Source organism: Nonomuraea sp. NPDC048881, assembly GCF_040649795.1.
Classification (GTDB): domain Bacteria; phylum Actinomycetota; class Actinomycetes; order Streptosporangiales; family Streptosporangiaceae; genus Nonomuraea.
The window spans coordinates 124947-145323 of record NZ_JBEZGC010000020.1; the positions used below are offsets into that span (position 1 = coordinate 124947).

20 protein-coding genes are annotated in these 20377 nt (G+C 73.1%); 13 read left to right on the top strand and 7 right to left on the bottom strand.

Translation table 11 applies throughout. The annotated features are described in order from the left end of the window. Positions 1-9 precede the first annotated feature (9 nt). Complete coding sequence (locus tag AB0C33_RS42795; protein ID WP_358298869.1) at positions 10-285, bottom strand: sulfurtransferase TusA family protein; 276 nt, start codon at positions 283-285, stop codon at positions 10-12. 163 nt (positions 286-448) lie between these two features. Here AB0C33_RS42795 and AB0C33_RS42800 point away from each other — a divergent pair, with 163 nt between their 5' ends. Next, positions 449-2551, top strand: a complete 2103-nt coding sequence (locus tag AB0C33_RS42800) for a histidine kinase (RefSeq protein WP_358298871.1) — start codon at positions 449-451, stop codon at positions 2549-2551. 104 nt (positions 2552-2655) lie between these two features. Continuing rightward, a complete protein-coding gene (locus AB0C33_RS42805) occupies positions 2656-3462 on the top strand; it encodes a hypothetical protein (RefSeq protein WP_358298873.1) in 807 nt (268 codons plus the stop codon). A 35-nt stretch (positions 3463-3497) separates the two neighbouring features. On the opposite strand, the gene AB0C33_RS42810 is transcribed toward AB0C33_RS42805, so the two are convergent. Further along, positions 3498-4697: a hypothetical protein gene (locus tag AB0C33_RS42810; protein WP_358298875.1), complete on the bottom strand. Its 1200-nt coding sequence runs from the start codon at positions 4695-4697 to the stop codon at positions 3498-3500. A gap of 142 nt (positions 4698-4839) precedes the next feature. Between AB0C33_RS42810 and AB0C33_RS42815 the strand changes: the two genes are divergently transcribed. Continuing rightward, on the top strand, positions 4840-6654 hold the full coding sequence (locus AB0C33_RS42815) for an ABC transporter ATP-binding protein (RefSeq protein ID WP_358298877.1): 1815 nt from the start codon (positions 4840-4842) through the stop codon (positions 6652-6654). Then, the gene (locus AB0C33_RS42820; RefSeq protein ID WP_358298879.1) at positions 6654-8477 is read left to right on the top strand and encodes an ABC transporter ATP-binding protein; all 1824 of its coding nucleotides are present in this window, start codon (positions 6654-6656) and stop codon (positions 8475-8477) included. Before AB0C33_RS42815 ends, AB0C33_RS42820 begins: the two co-directional genes overlap by 1 nt. 5 nt (positions 8478-8482) lie before the next feature. Here AB0C33_RS42820 and AB0C33_RS42825 read toward each other — a convergent pair whose 3' ends face one another. From AB0C33_RS42825 to AB0C33_RS42840, 4 genes are all read right to left on the bottom strand, one after another. Further along, positions 8483-9694, bottom strand: coding sequence for a PP2C family protein-serine/threonine phosphatase (locus AB0C33_RS42825; protein WP_358298881.1), 1212 nt, complete (start codon positions 9692-9694; stop codon positions 8483-8485). Positions 9695-9795: 101 nt separating this feature from the next. Next, on the bottom strand, positions 9796-10005 hold the full coding sequence (locus AB0C33_RS42830; RefSeq protein ID WP_358298883.1) for a hypothetical protein: 210 nt from the start codon (positions 10003-10005) through the stop codon (positions 9796-9798). Beyond that, positions 10002-10610 (bottom strand): hypothetical protein, encoded by a 609-nt coding sequence (locus AB0C33_RS42835; RefSeq protein ID WP_358298885.1) that lies wholly within the window; start codon positions 10608-10610, stop codon positions 10002-10004. The genes AB0C33_RS42830 and AB0C33_RS42835 overlap by 4 nt, the downstream gene beginning before the upstream one ends. 54 nt (positions 10611-10664) lie before the next feature. Further along, positions 10665-11789 (bottom strand): hypothetical protein, encoded by a 1125-nt coding sequence (locus AB0C33_RS42840; protein ID WP_358298887.1) that lies wholly within the window; start codon positions 11787-11789, stop codon positions 10665-10667. 476 nt (positions 11790-12265) lie between these two features. On the opposite strand from AB0C33_RS42840, the gene AB0C33_RS42845 reads away from it, so the two are divergent. Next, positions 12266-12562, top strand: coding sequence for a hypothetical protein (locus AB0C33_RS42845; RefSeq protein WP_358298889.1), 297 nt, complete (start codon positions 12266-12268; stop codon positions 12560-12562). A gap of 193 nt (positions 12563-12755) precedes the next feature. Beyond that, entirely contained in the window at positions 12756-13070 is a 315-nt protein-coding gene (locus AB0C33_RS42850) for a hypothetical protein (protein ID WP_358298891.1), read from the top strand. Between the two features lie 20 nt (positions 13071-13090). On the opposite strand, the gene AB0C33_RS42855 is transcribed toward AB0C33_RS42850, so the two are convergent. After that, positions 13091-13954, bottom strand: coding sequence for a helix-turn-helix transcriptional regulator (locus AB0C33_RS42855; protein ID WP_358298893.1), 864 nt, complete (start codon positions 13952-13954; stop codon positions 13091-13093). Between the two features lie 152 nt (positions 13955-14106). Between AB0C33_RS42855 and AB0C33_RS42860 the strand changes: the two genes are divergently transcribed. The 7 genes from AB0C33_RS42860 (at position 14107) to AB0C33_RS42890 (ending at position 20366) form a co-directional block, all read left to right on the top strand. Continuing rightward, the gene (locus tag AB0C33_RS42860) at positions 14107-15168 is read left to right on the top strand and encodes an aldo/keto reductase (RefSeq protein ID WP_358298895.1); all 1062 of its coding nucleotides are present in this window, start codon (positions 14107-14109) and stop codon (positions 15166-15168) included. A 14-nt stretch (positions 15169-15182) separates the two neighbouring features. Next, entirely contained in the window at positions 15183-15470 is a 288-nt protein-coding gene (locus AB0C33_RS42865) for a putative quinol monooxygenase (RefSeq protein WP_358298897.1), read from the top strand. Positions 15471-15661: 191 nt separating this feature from the next. Continuing rightward, the gene (locus AB0C33_RS42870; protein ID WP_358298899.1) at positions 15662-16468 is read left to right on the top strand and encodes a trypsin-like peptidase domain-containing protein; all 807 of its coding nucleotides are present in this window, start codon (positions 15662-15664) and stop codon (positions 16466-16468) included. Between the two features lie 35 nt (positions 16469-16503). After that, complete coding sequence (locus AB0C33_RS42875) at positions 16504-17481, top strand: MoxR family ATPase (protein ID WP_352361528.1); 978 nt, start codon at positions 16504-16506, stop codon at positions 17479-17481. Positions 17482-17487: 6 nt separating this feature from the next. Then, positions 17488-18372 (top strand): DUF58 domain-containing protein, encoded by an 885-nt coding sequence (locus AB0C33_RS42880; protein ID WP_358298901.1) that lies wholly within the window; start codon positions 17488-17490, stop codon positions 18370-18372. Then, positions 18369-19319, top strand: coding sequence for a VWA domain-containing protein (locus AB0C33_RS42885; RefSeq protein ID WP_358298903.1), 951 nt, complete (start codon positions 18369-18371; stop codon positions 19317-19319). The genes AB0C33_RS42880 and AB0C33_RS42885 overlap by 4 nt, the downstream gene beginning before the upstream one ends. Then, positions 19320-20366 (top strand): VWA domain-containing protein, encoded by a 1047-nt coding sequence (locus AB0C33_RS42890; protein ID WP_358298905.1) that lies wholly within the window; start codon positions 19320-19322, stop codon positions 20364-20366. It begins immediately after the preceding gene. The last annotated feature ends 11 nt before the right edge of the window (positions 20367-20377 follow it).

Genomic DNA, 20377 nt, shown 5'->3' on the forward strand with positions numbered 1-20377 from the left:
CGGCCGCCGTCAGGCCGCGTGCCAGGGACGGGCGGGCTCGGTCTCCTTGGCGGCGTCCGCGACGCGCACCGCGTACGTCGGGCGCTCGGCGCCGGGCACCGGCCCGAGGTAGGAGTGGCCGGTCAGGTGGCACCACGCGGGCAGGTCGACGGGCGCGGCGGGGTCGCTGGCGATCAGGTGGATCACGGCGCCCGGACCGGCGCGCAGCACGTGCCCGCGCAGCTCGATGAGCAGTTGGACGCACATCTTGTCGCCGCCGTCGATCACCAGATCAGGTTCGGGCATGCGTATAGGAAACCACGCGTCGCCGTCGAGTAGGTTGAGGCCTGTCCTGGCCCCGCGAGGGGCCGGAGCAGGCGTCGGACGGTAACGGCCCGGACACAACGGGCGGATTATCCCAGTAAAAGGGTCATAATCCTGTTCAAGTGTTGGGGAAGGCGGTGATGAGATGACCGGGTTCACCGAGATCGCCGAAGAGGCCGGGCCGGCGGAGAGCCACGGGACCGGGCGCGGCTCCGCGGGCCGGGGCGTGCGGCTCGCGCGCGTCACGGCAGTCGTCCTGGCGGTGGCCTCGCCGGTCCTCACGGTCGCCGCGCTGCTCGTCTACGCCCGTCTGCCGGAGGCGTGGACGCCGCTGAGGACCGCCTCGCCCCAGACGGCCGCCGCCCTGACCTTCCCCGCGGTCGGCGCGTTCCTGATCTTCCATCGGCCGCGGCTGAACATGGCGTGGCTGATGGTCGCGGGCGGCATCGCCGCCGCCGTCAGCGACCTGTCCAGCGCGATGATGTTCCGGCTGGCCGCCGACGGCGACCTGGTCGCGGCCGGGCTCGTACGCTTCCCCGTGCAGGTCGGGTGGGCGGTGTGCGGCCTGGCGCTCACCATGCTGCTGCCGCTCTACTCGCCCGACGGGCGGCTGCCCTCGCCGCGCTGGCGGTGGGTGTTGCTGCTGGGCGCGTTCTCGCTCGGGCTCGACCTGGCCCGCTCGGTGTTCCGGCCCGACCCGCCCCCCGGCAGCTACCCCTACCCGGCCGTCATCCCCAACCCGCTGCAGATCCGCGCGCTCGGGCCGTACGTGGAGGCCGTCTCCATGGTGGCCTGGACCGGCATCTACGTCGCCATGGCGCTGACGGCGCTCTCCCTGGCGCTGCGGCTGCGCCGGGCCGATCCGGTGGGCAGGCGGCAGATCGGCTGGCCGCTGTTCGCGTTCGCGGGCTACGTCGTGTTCCTGATCATGGCCGCGTTCGTGCCGGCGCTCCTGTGGCCGAGCATCGTGTGGGCGGCGCTCATCCCGGTCGCCGTCGCGTTCTCAGTGACCCGTTACCGGCTCTACGGCATCGACACGGTGATCAGCCGGGCCTTCGTCGCGGCCGGGCTGGTGGCCGTGGTGAGCGCGGTCTACTTCGGCGCGGGCGCGCTGTCCAGCCTCGTGGTCTCCGGCTACGACGAGATCGCGGGCATCGCCGCCGCGCTGTTCGCCGGCGCGTTCTTCCAGCCGCTGCGGCACGTGCTGCAACGCGCCGTCGACCGCCTCCTGTACGGCAGCGTCGGCGACCCCGCCGTGCTGGCCGAACGCCTGACCCAGGCCGTCCGGCGCGGCGACCCGGCCAAGGCGCTGACCTCCGTGGTCAGCGTGCTGCGCGACGGGCTCGCGGTCGAGGGCGTGGCCGTGGAGGTCGCCGACGGCGAGCCGCGTTACGTCGAGAGCGGCCGGGTGGGCGCGGAGCCCCGCCAGGTGCCGCTGGTGTGGCACGGCGAGCGCGTCGGCCGCCTGTTCGTCGGGCCGCCCGGCCCGCGCCGCTTCCCCGCCGCCCACAACGAACGCGTGCTCACCACGCTCACGCCGTACGCCGCCGACGTGGCGCACGCCGTGCGCATGGCCGCCGACCTGCAGCGTTCCAGGGAGCGCATCCTGACGGCCAGGGAGGAGGAGCGCCGCCGCCTGCGCCGCGACCTGCACGACGGGCTCGGCCAGACCCTCTCGGCCATGGCCATGACCATCAACATGGCCAGGATGAGCCTGAAGAAGTCCCCCGACGCCGCCGACGAGCTGCTGCGCGAGCTGCACACCGGCATGGGCGCGGTCACCGACGACATCCGCGAGCTGGTGTACGGCCTGCGCCCGCCCGCGCTCGACGACCTCGGCCTGGCCAGAGCCGTCCGCGAGCTGGCCGGCCAGTCCTCCCCGGACACCGAGATCGAGGTGGAGGTCGAGGGCAGCATGACCGACCTGCCCGCCGCCGTCGAGGTGGCCGTCTACCGGATCGTCCAGGAGGCGCTGACCAACATCAGGCGGCACGCCAGGGCCTCCCGCGCCCGCATCGTGCTCCAGCGGGACTCCGTGCTGCGCGTGCTGGTCGCCGACGACGGCCGGGGGTTGCCCGCCGCGTACAGCGCGGGGGTGGGCCTCGGCTCGATGCGGGAACGGGCGGCCGAACTCGGCGGCATCTGCGTCGTCAACAGCGGGCCGGGGGCCGGGACGCGGGTCGAGGTCATGCTGCCCCTGGGCTCGGCCGCGAAGGAGCCGGTCAGGCCGCCGCGCGCGGGCCGCTGAGCGCCGCGGGCCGCCCTGGGCAAAATTAACCAAGAGTAGTTTTGATCTCACTCTTGGTGTGGAACATGGTGAAGTATCACCTCATTCCTCACGGAGGACGTGCCTTGCCCCAGCACACACCCCGCCTGGTGATGTACTACCGGACCCACTGCGACGGCGGCCTCTACGTCTCCCCGCTGCCCCTGATCGAACGGCGTACCGGCCTCACCCACCTGGTCGTCGCCACCGTGGAGGTCGGCGCGGACGGCGACGTCCGCCTCAACGGCGCCCCGCCCGACTGCCCCGACCTCGCCCAGATGTGGGACGACGTGCAGGTCACCCAGGTGTACGGCGCCCGCGCCCTGGCCATGATCGACGGCCTCGACCGCCTCGACCACGACTTCGGCGCCTGTTACCCGCCGCTGCGCCGCCTGCTCGCCCGCCGCCGCCTCGACGGCGTGGACCTGCGCCTGACCGCGCCCATGTCGCCGCCCGGCCTCGCACGCCTGATCGACCGGCTGCGCGCCGACTTCGGCCCGGCCTTCCTGATCGCGCTCACCCCGTCCGCCGCCGTGGACCACGACCAGGTCTTCCGCGACCGGGGCGCCGACCTCGCCTGGCTCAACCTGCCGATGTACGGCGGCCCGCGCAGCCTGGCCGACCCGTGCGACTACGACGCCGTGCTCGCCGGGGGAGTGGTGCCGGCGGGCCGGCTGGTGGCCGGGGCGGTCACCACCCCCGACAACGGGGGCGGCGGCTACGTCGAGATCGACCGCCTGGCCGCCACCGTCGCCGAGCTGCTGCACCGGCATCCCGGGATGGGCGGGGTGAGCGGCTGGGAGTACTACAACGCCCTGCCCGGCGGCACGGACGCCCCCTGGCAGTGGGCCGAACGCGTCGGCGCCGCCCTCAAACTGACCCGCAAGCCCTGACCTTCCGAGCCTTCCGAGCCCTTTGGAGGGCCCGGTCAGCGTCGCCGGCGCTTCTGGGCGCCCGCCGTCTTGCCCGGCTTGCGGGGCTTCCTGGGCAGGCGCCCGCGCTCGCCCGGCGGCCGTACGTGCACCCCGCGCCACCGCTGCAACGCCACGCGCGCGGCCGAGGCCACCCGGGGCGCCGGATGGTGCTCGATGAGGAAGCGCAGCATCGGCGTCGTGTAGGGGTGGTCGCTGCACGTCATCATGCCGAGCATGTTGAGCACGTCGTCGACGTCGAGGTTGCCGGAGAGCTGGAGTATCGACTCGGCCGGGCCGCCGATCTCCATCGCGGCCACGGTCATGTCGGCGTACACCCAGGCCACGTCGACGGGCGCGGGCGGGACGTCGTGGTCCTCCTTCTCCCGGGCCCGGATGAGCGCCCCCAGCCGGGGCACCTCGCGCAACGCGGCGGCGATCTCCTGACCGGGCCGGCCGAGGTCCTCCAGCAACACGGTCAGGCCGACGGCCCGGCTCAGCGGGCTGACGTCGAGCAGGACGTCGGCGATCTCCTCGGCGGCCCGCGCCGGGTCCCGCCCGCCCAGCCAGACGCGCACCTCCTCGGCGCGTTCGTCGTCGTCGTAGGTGCGCAGGGCCCGCAGCAGCGTGGGGGCGTCGGCGCCGGCCGTGCCGCCGTGGACCGGGATGTCCTGGCCGATGAGGGTCTTGAAGAGGTCGAGCGCGCTCCAGGTGCCGAGCGGGGTCAGCGACACCGACGAGCCCTCGCGCCGGATCAGCCGCAACCAGGCCAGCTCGTCGGCCGCCTCGTCGGTCAGCTCGGGGATCTCCGCCACCGGCAGGGCGTCGCGGTGGCTGAGCAGCATGAGCAGGGTGCTCGTGCCCGCGTCGAGCGCCGCGGCGTCGGCCTCGGGGGAGAACAGCGAGTAGAGGATGTCGCCCCACGTGTCCAGCACGTCGTCGGCCGGCCCGGACGTCAGGGTCTCGACCGCCGGGCCGGTCGTGGCGGTCCCGTCGCGCACGTCGATGAGCCGGCTGTCCTCGGCCACGCCCCAGAGCCGCCCCTGCTCGGGCCGCGCCGCCCCCTGCTCACCGGCGGCGGAGGCGAGGCGGAGCAGGTCGTGGACGACCGGCGTCGCCCGGACCACGGCCGCGAGGTCGTCGGCCGGGAGGAGGCGCACCGGCGGCTGGAGGGTCACGAGCGGCAGCAGGTCCGCTTGATGGAGGAAAGGGTCCACGGTGGGTAAGGTTACTGTCTCATTGCGTGACGATGCCCGCTCTTTGCCTTCACGGGCGGCCGGAAAACCCCTCGGATTCTGTCGGTGGCCGGTGATACAAACGGGTCCGATGTTCGCCCGCCCTCGGCCAAGGGGTTTCACCGTGACCAGCGGCAGTTCGGAGTTCTCCGTCGAAGGCCCGCGCTACGACCGGCGTGGGCCGGTCCGCTGGCTCTGGTCCCACCTGCGCCGCCATCCGCTCCCCCTGACGGGCTTCCTCGGCGGCTCGCTGGTGATGGTGGTGCTCAACGCGCTGGTCCCCCAGCTCACCGGCTCGGCCTTCGACGCGGTGCTGAGCGGCAGGGGCACGTCCGCCGCCGCGCTCGGCCTGGTCGCCCTGGCGCTGCTGGCGGTGGTGTCGGCCCGCGGCCTGTTCGACCTCGTCGCCCGGCTGAGCAGCGAGATGCTGGCCAAGCGGCTCGAACGCGACGCCCGCGACGAGCTCTACGCCGGCCTGCTCGGCAAGAGCCAGACCTTCCACAACCGGCAGCGGGTGGGCGACCTGATGGCGCGGGCGGCCAACGACATCCGCCAGCTGTCCATCATGATCAGTCCGGGCGTCGACCTGATCGTCGACTCCGGGCTCACCGGCCTGGTGCCCCTGGTGTTCATCGCCGCGATCGACCCGCGTCTGCTGCTGGTGCCCGTGGCGTTCGGGGTGCTGTTCGGGGTCGCGCTGCGCCACTACATGGGGCAGCTCAACCCGGTGGCCACCCGCATGCGCGACGAGTTCGGCGACCTCAACGCCGGGCTGAGCCAGGCGGTGCGCGGCATCGAGGTCATCAAGGTGACCGCGCAGGAGGAGCAGGAGCGGCTGCGCTTCCGTGCCAACGCCCGGCGCTACCGCGACTCGTTCGTGCGCAACGGCCTCGTCCAGGCCCGCTACCTGCCCACGTTGCTGTTCGCGTGCGCCATGGCGGGGGCGCTGTGGCACGCGCTCCACCTCCACGCCGCCGGCGCGATCACGATCGGCGACCTGGTGGCCTTCATGGGGCTGATGGGCATGCTGGGCTTCCCGACCCAGATCTCGATCTTCACGTTCTCGCTGGTGCAGATCGGCATCGTGTCCTCCCGCCGGATCCTCGACATCGTGGGCGCCGAGACCGAGCTGGAGCAGCCGACCGCCGGCCACGTCGCGCCCATCGGGGGCGAGATCGTCTTCGACGACGTCACGTTCGGCTACGGCGAGGGCGAGCCCGTCCTGCGGGGGGTGACGTTCACCGTGCGGCCGGGGGAGACGGTGGCGATCGTCGGCGAGACCGGGGCGGGCAAGAGCTCGCTGACGAAGCTGGTGCCCCGCATCTACGACGTCACCTCGGGCCGGATCCTGGTCGACGGCGTCGACGTCCGCGAGTGGGACCTCGACTCGCTGCGCTCCCAGATCTCCACCATCGAGCAGGACGTCGTGCTGTTCTCGCGGTCCGTGGCCGAGAACATCGCCTTCGGCCTCGGCCAGCGGGCCGACCGCGCCGCCGTGGTCAAAGCGGCGGAAGACGCGCAGGCGGCCGAGTTCGTGGCCGAGCTCGACGACGGCTACGACACCGTCATCGGCGAGCGCGGCCTCACGCTGTCCGGCGGCCAGCGCCAGCGGCTGGCCATCGCGCGGGCGCTGCTGACCGACCCGGCCATCCTGATCCTCGACGACTCCACCAGCGCCATCGACTCCGCCACCGAAGACCGCATCCAGCAGGCCATCGAGCGCATCCAGGAAGGGCGCACGACCCTGCTGATCACCCACCGGCTCTCCCAGATCCGCTGGGCCGACAAGGTCCTGCTGCTGCGGCGCGGCGAGGTGGCCGCCTTCGGCACCCACGACGAGCTGATCGCCGGCAGCCCCCTCTACCGCCGCATCTTCTCCCACTACGACGAGGTCACGGCCGATCAGGGCGCGCTCGACGAGCAGGAAAGGGTCCACTGATGGGCTTCATCATGGACGGCCTCGACGCCGAGGACTACGACCGCACCTACTCCGACCGTGACCTGACGCGCCGGATCCTGGCCTACTTCCGCCCCAAGCTGGGCGCGATGTTCCTGGTGGCGGCCATGATCGTGCTGGTGTCGGCGGCGCAGGCGGCCCTGCCGCTGCTGGCCAGCCAGGGCGTCGACGCCATCCAGGACGGCACGATCGCCGATGTGGGCCCGCTGCTGGCCGCCGGCATCCTGCTCGCCGGCGCGCTGAGCTGGGCCTTCAACTTCGTCCGCCAGTGGTACAGCGCGCGGGTGACCGGCGACGTCGTGCTGCGCCTGCGCGAAGACGCCTTCGACGCCGTGCTCGAACGCGACCTGTCGTTCTACGACGAGACCCCGTCGGGCCGCATCGTCAGCCGCGTCACCTCCGACACCGACGACTTCGCCACGGTCTCCACCCTGACGATGGACCTGATCAGCCAGGTGCTGATGGTGGGGTTCGTCACCGTCCTGCTGTTCCTGCGCAGCGTCGAGCTGGCGCTGCTGACCCTGCTGGTGGCGCCGGTCGTGATGGGCATGGCGCTGCTGTTCCGGCGGCTGGCCCGATCCAGCACGCGGCGGGCCCAGCGGTCGCTGAGCCGGGTCAACGCCAACCTCCAGGAGACCATGGGCGGCATCGCCGTGGCCAAGAACTTCCGCCAGGAGCGGCAGGTCTACGACGAGTTCCGGCCGGTCAACGAGCAGAGCTACCGGGTGACGCTGCGCCAGGGCTTCGTCTTCTCGGCCATCTTCCCCCTGCTGTTCCTCGTGGCGGGGCTCGCGACGGTCGCGCTGGTCCAGCTCGGCGGCACCGCGGTGCTGGGCGGCGGCCTGTCGGCGGGCGACTGGTACCTGTTCCTGCAGGGCGTGTCGCTGTTCTGGATGCCGCTGACCTCCATCGCCGCCTTCTGGTCGCAGTTCCAACAGGGCCTGTCGGCCTCCGAGCGGGTCTTCGCCCTGATCGACGCCCCGCCCCGGGTGGTGCAGACCGGCTCGGCCGAACCGGGCAGGCTGGCCGGGCGCATCGAGTTCGACGACGTCACCTTCGGCTACGACGCGGCCCACCCCGTGCTCCGCCGCTTCGACCTGGTCGTCGAGGCGGGCGAGACGGTCGCGCTGGTCGGCCACACCGGCGCCGGCAAGTCCACGCTGGGCAAGCTGATCACCCGCTTCTACGAGTTCCAGGAAGGCCGCCTGCTGATCGACGGCCACGACATCCGCTCGCTCGACCTCGGCGCGTACCGGCGGCAGATCGGCGCGGTGCCGCAGGCGCCGTTCCTGTTCAGCGGCACGGTCGCCGACAACATCCGCTATCCGCGCCCCGACGCGGGCGACGACGAGGTGCTGGCCGCGGCGGCCGCGGTCGGCGGCGGCGACTGGATCGAGGCCCTGCCCCACGGCCTGGCCACCGACGTGGGCGAGCACGGGCGGGCCCTGTCGATGGGCCAGCGGCAGCTCGTCGCGCTGGCCCGCCTGCTCATCCAGGACCCGGCGATCGTCGTCCTCGACGAGGCCACCGCGAGCGTCGACCCGCTGACCGAGGCCCAGATCCAGGAGGGGCTCGACGTGGTGCTGGCCGGCCGCACCTCGATCGTCATCGCCCACCGGCTGTCCACGATCGAGCACGTCGACCGCATCATCGTGCTCGACCACGGCCGGATCGTGGAGGAGGGCGACCACGCCTCGCTGCTGGCCCGCGGCGGCCGCTACTGCCAGGTCTACAACACCTACTTCCGCCACCAGTCGCCCGACTACCGGCCCGACAGCGGGTTCGTCGCCGTCGGCGAGACCTGACGAGCTCACATGACGAGCCGCTGCTGCCTGCTGCTGCCCCACTCCACCATCAGCACGGTCGCGTCGTCCTGGAGCCGTCCGTGCTGGTGCTCCAGGATGGCCTGCACCAGCCGGCGCAGGGTCTCGGGCGCCGACAGGCCGTCGGCCTCCTGCCGCAGGATGAAGTCGATGAAGCGCTCCAGGCCGAACAGCTCGCCGTCCGGGCTCTGCGCCTCGATGATCCCGTCGGTGTAGAACAGCAGCCGGTCGCCGGGCTGGAGCTGGTAGCGCAGCTCCCCGGTGTACGGCCGCAGCAGGAAGCCCATCGGCGGGTCGGGCTCGCCGGTCAGCGTGGCCACCTGCTGGCCCTCGCGGATCATCAGCGGCGGATGGTGCCCCCGGTTCACCCAGGTCAGCCAGCCGGTGCGCAGGTCGAGGCAGGCCAGGATGCCGGTGGCGAAGCGGCCGGTGAACTGCTCGGCGATGGCTGCGTCGATCGCCTGGCCCGTGTTGACGAGATCTGCGCCCTGCCGCCGGTTGTTCCGGCTGGCACCGACGGCAATGGTCGCGGTCAGCCCGGCCGAGGTGTCGTGGCCCATCGAGTCGAAGATCGACACGTGCAGCGCCTCGCCGTCGACGGCGTAGTCGAAGGCGTCCCCGCCCACCTCGTACGCCGGTTCGAGCACGGCGCTGACCACCACTTCGTCGTTGGCGAACGTCCCCGGGGGCAGCAGGGGCACCAGCACCTCGGCCGACAGCGTCATCGGCCGGGCGCGGATCAACCGCGAGTAGGAGTCGCTGTGCGGCCGCTTGCTGATCACCAGCAGCGCGACCAGCGACGCGAGCTGCTGGGCCCGCCACTCGGCGACCTCGTCGTCCAGCGGCACCGTCACCCCGAGCACGCCGACCCGCTCGGTGCCGTCGAGGAGCGGCAGCCACAACCGCCTGGCCGTGCCGTCGGGCCCGGCCGGCACGTGCACGACCTCGGCGTTGCGGAAGGCGATCCCGGCGAGCGTGCCGTCGATCCGCAGGACCGCCAGCGGCTCGCCGGACGGGTCCCGCTGCTCCGAGATCGGGATGAGCTCCTGCTGCTGCAGGTCGGTGACGTAGATCGCGGTCTCGGAGAAGCCCGCCAGCGCGGCGTGCCCGGCGACCACGTGCGGCAGGTCCTCCATCGCGGTCAGATGGTTGGCGGACAGCATGCCGCCCAGCATCAGCTCGCCGCCACTCCGCCGCATCGGCACACCCTTCCTGAGGTCTGCCCGGAAACCTACCCATTAGAGGGGCGGTTCCTGCCCCGTCGGCCGCCGCCGACACCCCCGTACGGACCGGGCCGGCCTCACTCGGCGGCAGGCGGTCCTTCCGCGCGCTCCGCCGTCGGCGCCCGCCATCGCGCCGCGTCCTGGTACGCCTTCGTCACCGCGAGGATCATGGCCGCCTGCGCGCCGGCCAGCGACAACCAGAGCATGCCCCCGCCTATGAAGAGGGCGAACGCCAGCAGGGCGGCGACCGTGAAGACCCATCCGCCGACCGATCCAGGAATCTTCAAAACCGGCTCTCCCATAGGTACCAGGGGCCTTCGAGGTGGGTGTAACCCGTGTGGGACTCCTCCGGCGGCGCGCCTCCCGGGCTCCAGGCGAAGCCGTACCGGTCGAACAGGCCGGTGTCGCTCACCAGGAACCGCGCGCCGCCCGGCAGCCGTTCGATCGACGTCAGCGGAAAGAGGCCCACCCATTGGTCTTCGCGCCTGACGGTCTTGGTGTCCGCGGCGACCGTCCGGGCGAACTGCTCCAGCCCCGACTCCGACAGCGCGAACCGGGCGCTGAACGGCGCCCCGGTGAGCACCAGCGCGGTCACGATCACGCCCATCACCGGCGCGGCCGTCCAGCGGGCCCAGTGGCGGCGCAGCCCGGGACGTCCGTCGGAGCGCAGCAGGCCCACCGCGAACCGGGCGACCCAGACGACCACGGTGACGACGGCGAGCGCGAGACTCGCCAGCAGCAGTGTGAACGATCCTCCGCCCGGCATGCTCGTGTGGTTCAGCATGAGCAGCCCCACCACGGCGACCAGCGGAAGCAGCACCTTGCCTGGCGGGCCGACCAGGGCCCGGGTGAGCGCCGGTAAGGGAGGTCGCTCAACGACGTTTTCCGACATGCCAGAGAGTACCGCGATCATGTGACGCCGGCCCAGCGGGCAGGGAGGGACCGGTTACAGCAGCCGGGAACGGTCCAACGCCGCCCTCTTCCGCACCTCGGCCAGGAAGACCTCCGTGTGACGGTGGTGGCGGCGCGGACGGCCGGGCTCCCGGCCGGGCGGGGTGTCGGCGTGCTGGGAGAAGGTCAGCCAGCAGCTGCGGATGCCGTAGAGGAGGTTCTCCAGCAGGTCGAGGGCCGGGCGGGCGGGGTTGAGCGGGGTGATGGGCAGGTAGACCGTGCTGGGGCCGAGGCCGAGCTCGGGGTGGTCGGTGCGGGCCTGGGCGATCAGCTCCTCGGCCACGCCGATGCGGTGTTTGGCCTCGGTGACGCCGTAGAGGTGGCCCTCGGCGACGTGCAGCGCGTTGCGGATCATCGGCATGACCGCGGCCCTGGGCGAGCCGCCGCCGCTCATCGCGGAGATCACCTCGGTGAGGCTCTCCTGGGCGGGGGCCTTGATGTTGTCGACCTCGGAGATGGTCTGCATCGGATGCAGGCCGGTGTGCCGGGCGCTGATGGTGGCGGCGGCGTAGAGCCAGTGGGCCGCCGCGATCGCGGCCGCGGTGGGGTCGATCTTGGTGAACAGCGCCTCCGTGCCGAACGGATGCTGGTGCAGCAGGCTGTCGGCCTGGGCGACCTGGAGGGGCGAGGCGTCCTCGCGGCTGAGCATGACGGCCTGCTGGGCGCGCGCGGTCAGGTCGCCGAGCTCGGCGTTCTCGATGGCGGCCAGCTCGGCGGTGACGTCGGTGGCCACGCTGCCGGCCAGCGGCGCGTGGTTGATCGTGTGCAGCGTACGGCCGACGCGGTGGGCGACCTCCTCCACCCGCGTGGAGTAGAGGGTCAGCGCGCCGTTGGCCGGCCGGACGGGCGCCAGCAGGGCCGGGATGACCGAGGCGAACGCGTCGCGCTCGGCCTGCCGCTGCCAGCCGACGCTGTTGGGGCCGTGCTGGTCGGCGGCGCTGGACGGGTGGGTGTAGCAGCGCCAGCAGGCGTAGGACAGCTCCGTGAGGCTGGTGGCCAGGCGGAGCACGTCGGGGCTCGAAGGCACCTGTTCCGCCACGGTGGTGGCGATGTCGCCGATCCCCGTACCCCAGGTGGCGATGAGCGCGTGGCGTGAGTGGTCGACGGCGAACCGGGTCACGGAGGCTCCTTACAACGGGGGGTGGGGGAGCGTGATGACATGCTCAGGATGCTTGATCCCGCGTGGTCGCGGAGGGGAATTCGCATGGTTGCCGGTCCCTGATCTGCGGATTTGCCGTGATATGCGCCAGAAGATTTTTCCAGCGGACGGGCCGGTTCCCACACCCCTGACGGGCCGGTTCGGGCCCGTGGCCGGGGCAGGCGCGCCGGTGCCGCGGGCCGGTACGCGCCCGTCGCGGCGGGCCGCCGTCTCCGCCCTCGTTCCTCCGGCCTGGCCCTGTTTCGGTCCGTCACTTTCGGCGGCCAATATCCGCTGGCAGAAAAGAAACTTGGGCGCCGGTGTAATGGAACCTCACCCGGCGAAATCAAGATCATCCCCACGCGGGCGGCCGATGTGCCACCGTTTTCGTCATCCCCGGGGCGCCCGCCCGCTCGTCCGGCGCGGGCCCCTGTCCAGCTGCGCGAAGGCAGGAATGTGTGGACCTAGAGACACGGATACTCAAGTTGCTGTTGCGCCTGCGGAAGCTCAAGGCAGGCAGGCCCGCCGGCGACCTCACGGCGACCACGACCGGCATCACCCGGATGCAGGCCGACATCGCCGACATCCGGACGGAGATGCGACAGGACTTCGCCGCGCTCGGCGACGAGCTGGCGGCCCTGCGCCGCCACATGAACGACCACTTCACGTCGAGCAGGCCGCGCTGCTGCAAGGACCCGGAGCCCGGCTGCCCGCAGGGGACGCAGGCGTACGGCCCGGATCCGATCAACAACTGACCTGTCAGGCCAGGCTCGGCCTGAGGCCGCCACCCGGCGCCGGGCCGAGCCCTTCGCGGACCCGCACCCGTTGCTTGCCGGCGGTCGTGTCGGGTATACACGGGTTGCCACCATGTGCTTACAGCAAGTGGGACCCGGCCGCCCTCCACCACTGGGCCGGCTCCCTACCGACTACCGGCAAAGGTAGGAGTAAGTGGATGTAGAGGCGGAGATCCTGGACATCAGGCTTCGGGTCCAGGCGCTGGAGGCGACACTGTGCGCCGAGGCCGACTGCTCCGAGGCGGTGCTCGGCATCGCCGAGATGCGGGCCGACCTCGCCGAGACCCGGAGTCAGTCGGGCCAGGACGTCACGGCCCTGACCGACGAGCTGCTCGGCCTGCGAGGGCAGACCGACGAGCACTTCCAGGCGATCCGGTCGAAGATCCGCCGACGGCTCGACCTGCTGCGCTGCGAGACCCTCGATCTGGCCATCAGGCTCGACCACCTGCTGGAGAAGGACGACTCCTAGCGGCCGCGCCCCTCCGTGGGTCAGGTGGCGGCGTGGGCCTGACGGGTCCAGGCGGACAGCAGGCGGAGAGCGGTCTGGGAGGGGGAGCCCTCCTCGGTGGTGTGGGCGATCAACGCCTGGTCGGGGTCGTCGGGCAGGCGGAGGGTCTCGAAGCCGAGGTCGAGCCTGCCGACCACCGGGTGCAGGTAGACGTAGCGTCCGTGGGTCTTGTCCTTGAGCCGGTGCTCGGCCCAGAGCTCGCGGAACTCCGGGCTGGCCGCCGACAGCTCCTCGACCAGCTCCGACGTCCGGGTGTCCGCAGGATGGCGGCCGGCGTCGAGGCGCAGGTAGGCGGCCACGTCGGCGGCCTTGGCGGGCCAGTCGGCGTACAGGTCGCGCATGCCCTCGTCGAGGAACACCAGGCGGGCCAGGTTGCGCTGCCGGGGCGGCAGCGCGCCGAAGTCGGTGATCAGCGCCGCCGCGAGGTGGTTCCAGGCCAGTACGTCGGTGTTGCGCCCGACGACGTAGGCCGGCACGTCGGCCGACGCGTCCAGCAGGCGCTGGAGGCCGGGCCGGACGCGTTGCAGCGGCGGCGCGGCTGGCGCGCGGTCGCCGTCGTTCCAGGGGCGGGCCAGGCGATGGAGGTGCGCGCGCTCGACGGCGTCCAGGCGCAGGGCGCGGGCGACGGCGTCCAGGACCGCTTCGGAGAAGTGCAGGGTACGGCCCTGCTCCAGCCGGACGTAGTGGTCCACGCTCACCCCGGCGAGCTGGGCCAGCTCCTCCCTGCGCAGGCCGGGCACGCGTCTGCGGCTGCCGTACTCGGGCAGGCCGAGCTCCTCGGGACGCAGCCGGGCGCGGCGGGATCGGAGGAACTCGCCCAGTTCTGCGCGTCTGTCCAGTGCCATGGGACCAGTATCGCCGTCCGGCGTCGTCGCGAGCCTGGTCATGCCGTGCCTAGGCAGCGGCGGGCACTGGGTGGGCCGCGGGCGGCGCGCCAGAGTGAGCTGCACCGGACGTCCACGAGGGATGCCCGGTCACCCACAGGGAGCAACGCGACATGAGCACCACCCACCTGCCCACCCGGCCTCTGGGCGCCACCGGCATGGACGTCACCCGCCTCGGCTTCGGCTCCTGGGCGGTGTCGGGGGCCGGCTGGAAGTTCGGCTGGGGCACGACCGACGACGCGGAGTCGATCGCCGCGATCCGGCACGCCGTCGCCGGCGGCGTCAACTGGATCGACACCGCGGCCGTGTACGGGCTCGGCCACTCCGAGGAACTGGTCGGCAAGGCCATCGCCGACCTGCCCGAGGCCGACCGCCCGTACGTCTTCACCAAAGTGGGCCTGGTCTGGGACCCCGACGACCCGCAGGCCGCCCCGCGCCGGATCATGAAGCCGGCCAGCGTCCGGCGCGAGCTGGAGGACTCGCTGCGCCGCCTGAACGTCGAGCGCGTCGACCTGTACCAGGTGCACTACCCCGACACCGGCGAGTCGCTGGAGTACGCCGGCGGCGGCTTCGGCGCGGTGTCGCCCAACGCCACGCCGCTGGAGGAGTACTGGCAGGTCATGGCCGACCTGAAGGCCGAGGGCAAGGTCCGCGCGATCGGCCTGTCCAACCACTCGCCCGAGGAGCTGGCGGCCGCGGAGCGCATCGCGCACGTGGACGTCATCCAGCCGCCGTTCTCGGCGATCAACCGGTCGGCGGCGGCCGAGATCGCGTGGGCGCACGCCCACGGCACGGGCGTGATCGCGTACTCGCCGCTGCAGTCGGGCCTGCTCACCGGGACGTTCTCCGCCGAGCGCGTCGCGAGCCTGCCCGACGGCGACTGGCGCACCGCCCACCACGACTTCACCACGGGCCTCGCGGCCAACCTGCGGCTGACGGAGGCGCTGCGCCCGGTCGCCGCCCGGCACGGCGTCGGCGTCGCCGAGGTGGCCATCGCGTGGGTCCTGGCCTGGCCGGGCGTCACCGGGGCCATCGTCGGCGCCCGCCGGCCCGAGCAGGTGGACGGCTGGATCGGCGCCGGCGCGGTGGACCTGACGCCGGCCGACCTGGCGGAGATCGCCGCCGCGATCACCGCCTCCGGCGCCGGCGCCGGTCCCGCCCGGCCCCTCGCGTGAGGACGGCGCCGGAGATGTCCCTCATCGTGCTGGCCCAGTACGTGGCCGCGGCCGGCCAGGAGGATCGGCTGCGGACCGCGCTCGAAGCGATGATCGAGCCGTCCCTGGACGAGCCCGGCTGCCTGGCCTACCGCGCCTACGGCGACCCGAACCATCCGGCGAGCATGGTGGTGATCGAGGAGTGGGCGGGCGCCGGGGCGCGGGCGCGGCACCTGACCACTCCGCATCACCGGCATGCGGCTCAGGTGCTGGCCCTCGTCCTGGCCGAGCCGATGGTCGTGCGCACGCTCGTGACCGCCTAGCTCTGCCCGAGCGCCGCCGGGCCCGATCTGACCTGGGGTGTCCGCAAGAGGCGGAGGACCGGTCGGCGAACGGCTGAGGAATCGGTCCTGCCGTATGGGTTGCGGCCCGTCCCCGGTGCGTCCGGAGGTCCCGGCCATTTGTGTGTCCTTCTTTATGGCAGTTTTCGGTGCGATTGCTGAGTATGAGGGGCATGGAGCGCGTGCCGCAGGAGGACGGTGCGGCCGGGGCTCGGGAAGCCGGGCGGCCCAGGGCCGGGAAGGTTCGGCGGGTCGCCGCCGGGGGCGGGGTGCTGGTCGTCGTGGCGGTGCTGGCGTACTGGCTGGGCGGCGGCGGCAGCGGCGGGACGGCCGCGGGAGGGCGGGGCGCCACGCCGACGCCCACCGCGACGCTCATGGTGCCGGACGTCTTCCGCAGGGTCGGGCCGTCGGTCGTGGTCATCCAGGCGGGCAAGTCGCTCGGCACGGGCGTGATCGCGGCCGAGGACGGGACGATCCTGACGGCCCATCACGTGATCAAAGCCACGAAGGACATCAACCTCACGTTCGCCGACGGGACCAGGGCGAAGGCCGTCGTCGCCGCCGCGAATCCCAAGAGGGACGTCGCCGTGCTCAAGCCGGTGAAGCTGCCGGAGATCGTCGTGCCCGCGACGCTCGGCGGCGCGGTGGCCGTCGGGGCGCCGGTCGTGGCGATCGGCAATCCGCTGGGCCTGACCTACAGCGTCTCCACCGGGGTGGTGTCGGGCCTCGACCGGACCACCGGCCGGACCGGCAAGGACGCCGGCCTGAACGGGCTGATCCAGTTCGACGCCTCCGTCAACCCGGGCAGCTCCGGCGGCCCCCTGCTGGACGCCCGCGGGCTGGTCGTCGGGATCGTCGTCTCGATCGCCGACCCCGGGGGCGACGACGCGTTCGCGGGCATCGCGTTCGCGGTGCCGATCGGCGCGGCCCTGGGCGGCGACGACGGCGACGGCCCACCAGGCGACGGACCCCAGCTCTGACCGCCACCGCCCATAGCGCCCACAGAAGGGACATCATGCCCCCGGCCCAGGCTCATCCGCTCGAACAGGTCCTCTTCGAGGTCAAACGCACCATTGTCGGCCAGGACGTCCTGCTCGAACGCATGGCCGTCGCGCTGATCGCCGACGGTCACCTGCTGGTGGAAGGCGTGCCGGGCCTGGCCAAGACCCTGGCCGTCCGGTCGCTGGCCGCGGCGATCACCGGCGGGTTCCAGCGCGTGCAGTTCACCCCCGACCTGGTCCCCGCCGACCTCGTCGGCACGCGGGTCTACCACCAGCACTCCGGCGAGTTCCGGACGGAGCTCGGCCCGGTGTTCACGAACCTGCTGCTCGCCGACGAGATCAACCGCGCCCCCGCCAAGGTGCAGAGCGCCCTGCTGGAGGTGATGCAGGAGCACCAGGTGACGATCGGCCGCGAGACGTTCCAGGTGCCGGAGCCGTTCCTGGTGATGGCGACGGAGAACCCGATCGAGTCGGAGGGCACGTACCCGCTGCCCGAGGCGCAGGTGGACCGGTTCATGATGAAGGTCGTCGTCGGCTATCCCGCCCAGAACGAGGAGCAGGCGATCGTCGAGCGCGCGCTGCGTCCGCCGGACCCGCCGCAGCCGACGGTCACGACCGCCGAGCTGATGGAGATGCGGGCCCGCGCCCGGCAGGTGTACGTCGATCCGTCGATCGTCGACTACGCCGTACGCGTGGTCGCCGTGACCCGTTCGCCGGGCACGGCCGGGCTGGGGGAGCTGGAGCGGTACGTCACGTACGGGGCCAGCCCGCGCGCGTCCATCGCGCTCGTCACGGGCGCCCGCGCGCTGGCGTTCCTGCGCGGCCGCGACTACGTCCTGCCGGACGATCTGTCCGAACTCGCGCTCGACGTGCTGCGCCACCGGCTCGTGCTGTCCTACGAGGCCCTGGCGGACGACGTCGACGCCGACACGATCATCAGCAGGGTGCTCGGGGCCGTCCGGGTACCCGACGTCGTCCTGCGGAACCGCTGAGCCGTCATGGCAACCGCCCCCGAGAAACTCCTGCTCCGCCTGGAGTGGAAGGTCGTCCGCAGGCTGGACGGCCGCCTCCAGGGCGCCCACCGCACCGCGCACCGCGGCTCCGGCGTCGACTTCACCGGCCTGCGCCGCTACGCCGACGGCGACGACGCCCGGCACATCGACTGGAACGTCACCGCCCGCCTGGACGAGCCCCATCTGCGCGTGTTCACCGAGGACCGCGAGCTGACGGTGTGGCTGGTGCTCGACCGGTCGGCCTCGATGACGGCCGGGCGGCCGGGCCGCGGCAAGCACGACGTCCTGGCCGAGCTGGCGCTCGTCCTCGCCCGGCTGTTCGGGCGGGGCGGCGACCGGGTCGGGGCGCTGCTGTTCGACACCGGTATGGCGCGGGTCGTGCCGCCGGGCACGTCCCGGCGGCACGCGCTGCGGATCGGCGCCGAGCTGGAGCGCACCGCAGGCCCGCGCGCCGGCGCCACCACCGACCTGGCCCTCATGCTCGACGCGGCCGGACGGCTGGCGCGCCGCCGCGCGCTCGTCGTCGTCCTGTCGGACTTCATCGGCGAGGGCGACTGGGAACGCTCGCTCCAGCGCCTGGCCCGGCGGCACGAGGTCGTCGCCCTGCGCATCGTGGACGCGGCCGACGACGTGCTGCCCGAGGCCGGGCTGATCGTGGTCGAGGACGCCGAGACCGGCGAGCAGCTCGTCGTCGACTCCGCCGACCCGCTGCTGCGGGTCCGCTTCCGCGAGGCCGTGGACGCCCGCGACGCCCGGCTCGCGGCGGGCATGCGCCGGGCGGGGGTCCCGGTCCACCGCGTCGCCACCGACCGCGACCTGACCGACACGCTCGTCGAGCTCGCGGCCCGCACAGGGGAGCGGTGGCCATGACACTGTCGTCCCCCTTGTCGCTGGCCGCCGGGCTGCTCGTCACGGCGGCGCTGGCCTGGGCGGCCGTCGTCTCGGCCCGCCGCCGGAGGTCGGCGCTGGCCGCGGCCGGGGTCGCCGGGCCGGGCGGGCGCGGCGCGTACCTCGGGACCGGCCTGACGATCGCCGGGGTCGGCGTGCTCGCGGTCGCGGCCGCGGGACCGGCGGCGATGGTGCCGGTGCCGCGCACCGCGGGCACCGTCATCCTCGCCGTCGACGTCTCCAACAGCATGGGCGCCGGCGACGTCGCGCCGACCAGGCTGGCCGCCGCGCAGCGGGCGGCCCGCGCGTTCGTGGCGGCGCAGCCCGACAGCGTGGACATCGGGGTCGTCGCGTTCGAGCGCGGCGCGCTCACCACCGCGCGGGCCGCCGCGGACCATTCCGTCGCGCTCAGGGCCATCGACCGGCTGAGGATCACCGGCGGCACCTCGCTCGGGGCGGCCATCACGGCCTCGCTGACGGCCATCACCGGCCGGCAGGTGGTCATCGGCCGCGACGGGCCGCCGCCCGATCTCGGCTACTGGCCGTCGGCCACGATCGTGATGTTCTCCGACGGCCAGAACCAGGGCGGCGACGTCGAACGGGCCGCCGCCGCGGCCCAGAAGGCGGGCGTGCGCGTCCACACCGTGGGGGTCGGCACCGCGGCCGGGGCGGCGGTCCAGGTCGACGGCTACCACCTGCAGACCTCGCTCGACGAGGACACTCTCACCACGATCGCGCGGACCACCGGTGGCGCCTACCACCCGGCCGCCGACGCCGCCCGGCTCGACGGCGTCGCCGACGCGATCGACCTGCGGCTCACCGTCTCCGACGAGCCGCTGCCGCTCGCCGGCGGGCTGATCGGGCTCGCCCTCGCGCTGCTCGCCGCGGGCGCGGCGGTCACCGTGTTCCGGTCCGGGCGGGTGATCTGAATGTCGTTGTCCTGGCCGTGGGCGCTGCTGTCGGCGCTGGTCATCCCGTTGATCTTCGCGATCCGCTGGTGGGCGGGCCGCCGGCGGCGGCGGGCCGTCGTGCGCGTCACCTCGATCGCGCTCGTGCGGGCCGCGCTTCCCGGGCGTACGCGCTGGACGCGGCGCATCCCCGTGGCGCTCTTCGTCGCCGGGCTGGCGCTGCTCGCGGTGGGGGCGGCGCGGCCGCAGGCGTCGGTGCCGGTGCCGATGCGGTCGGCGACGATCCTGCTCGCGCTCGACACCTCCCTCTCCATGTGCTCCACCGACGTCGATCCCAACCGTCTCACCGCCGCCAGGCAGGCCGCCGCCGGCTTCATCGAGTCGATGCGCGGCGGGCCGCGCATCGGCCTGGTCACCTTCGCCGGCACCGCGGGCCTGCTCGTCCCGCCCACCGACGACACCGACGCCCTGATCGAGGCCCTGGACGGGCTCGCCGTCGCTCGCGGCACCGCGATCGGCCAGGCCATGCTCACCTCGATCGACGCGATCGCCGAGGTGGACCCCTCGGTCGCCGCCACTGCCGCCACGCCGCCCGCCGCAGCCTCCGGGTACGCCGGCGCCGCGATCGTGGTGCTCACCGACGGCGCCAACACTCACGGCGTCGACCCGCAGCGGGCCGCCCAGGAGGCGGCGTCGCGCCGCGTACGCGTGTTCACCATCGGCTTCGGCACCACGAAGGTGGTGCCGATGGTGTGCGACAACTCGCAGTTCGACGGCCGCGGCTTCGGCGACTGGGGCGGCGGGTCCGGCGGGGGCTTCGACCGGGGCCGCAACCCCCGGGTCATCGACGAGCCGGCACTCCGGCAGATCGCCCGTACGACCGGCGGCTCCTACCACCGGGCCGAGAACGCCGACCAGCTCGCGACCGCCCTCGACGCCCTGCCCGGCACCTTCACGGTCGTCCGCGAACGGGTGGACACGGCCGCCGCCTTCGCCGGGGCCGGCGCCCTGCTCGTGGCCGCGGCGCTGTCGCTCTCCCTCTGGTGGAACCGCCCGCGCCGCGCCTGACCCGCTGCGGG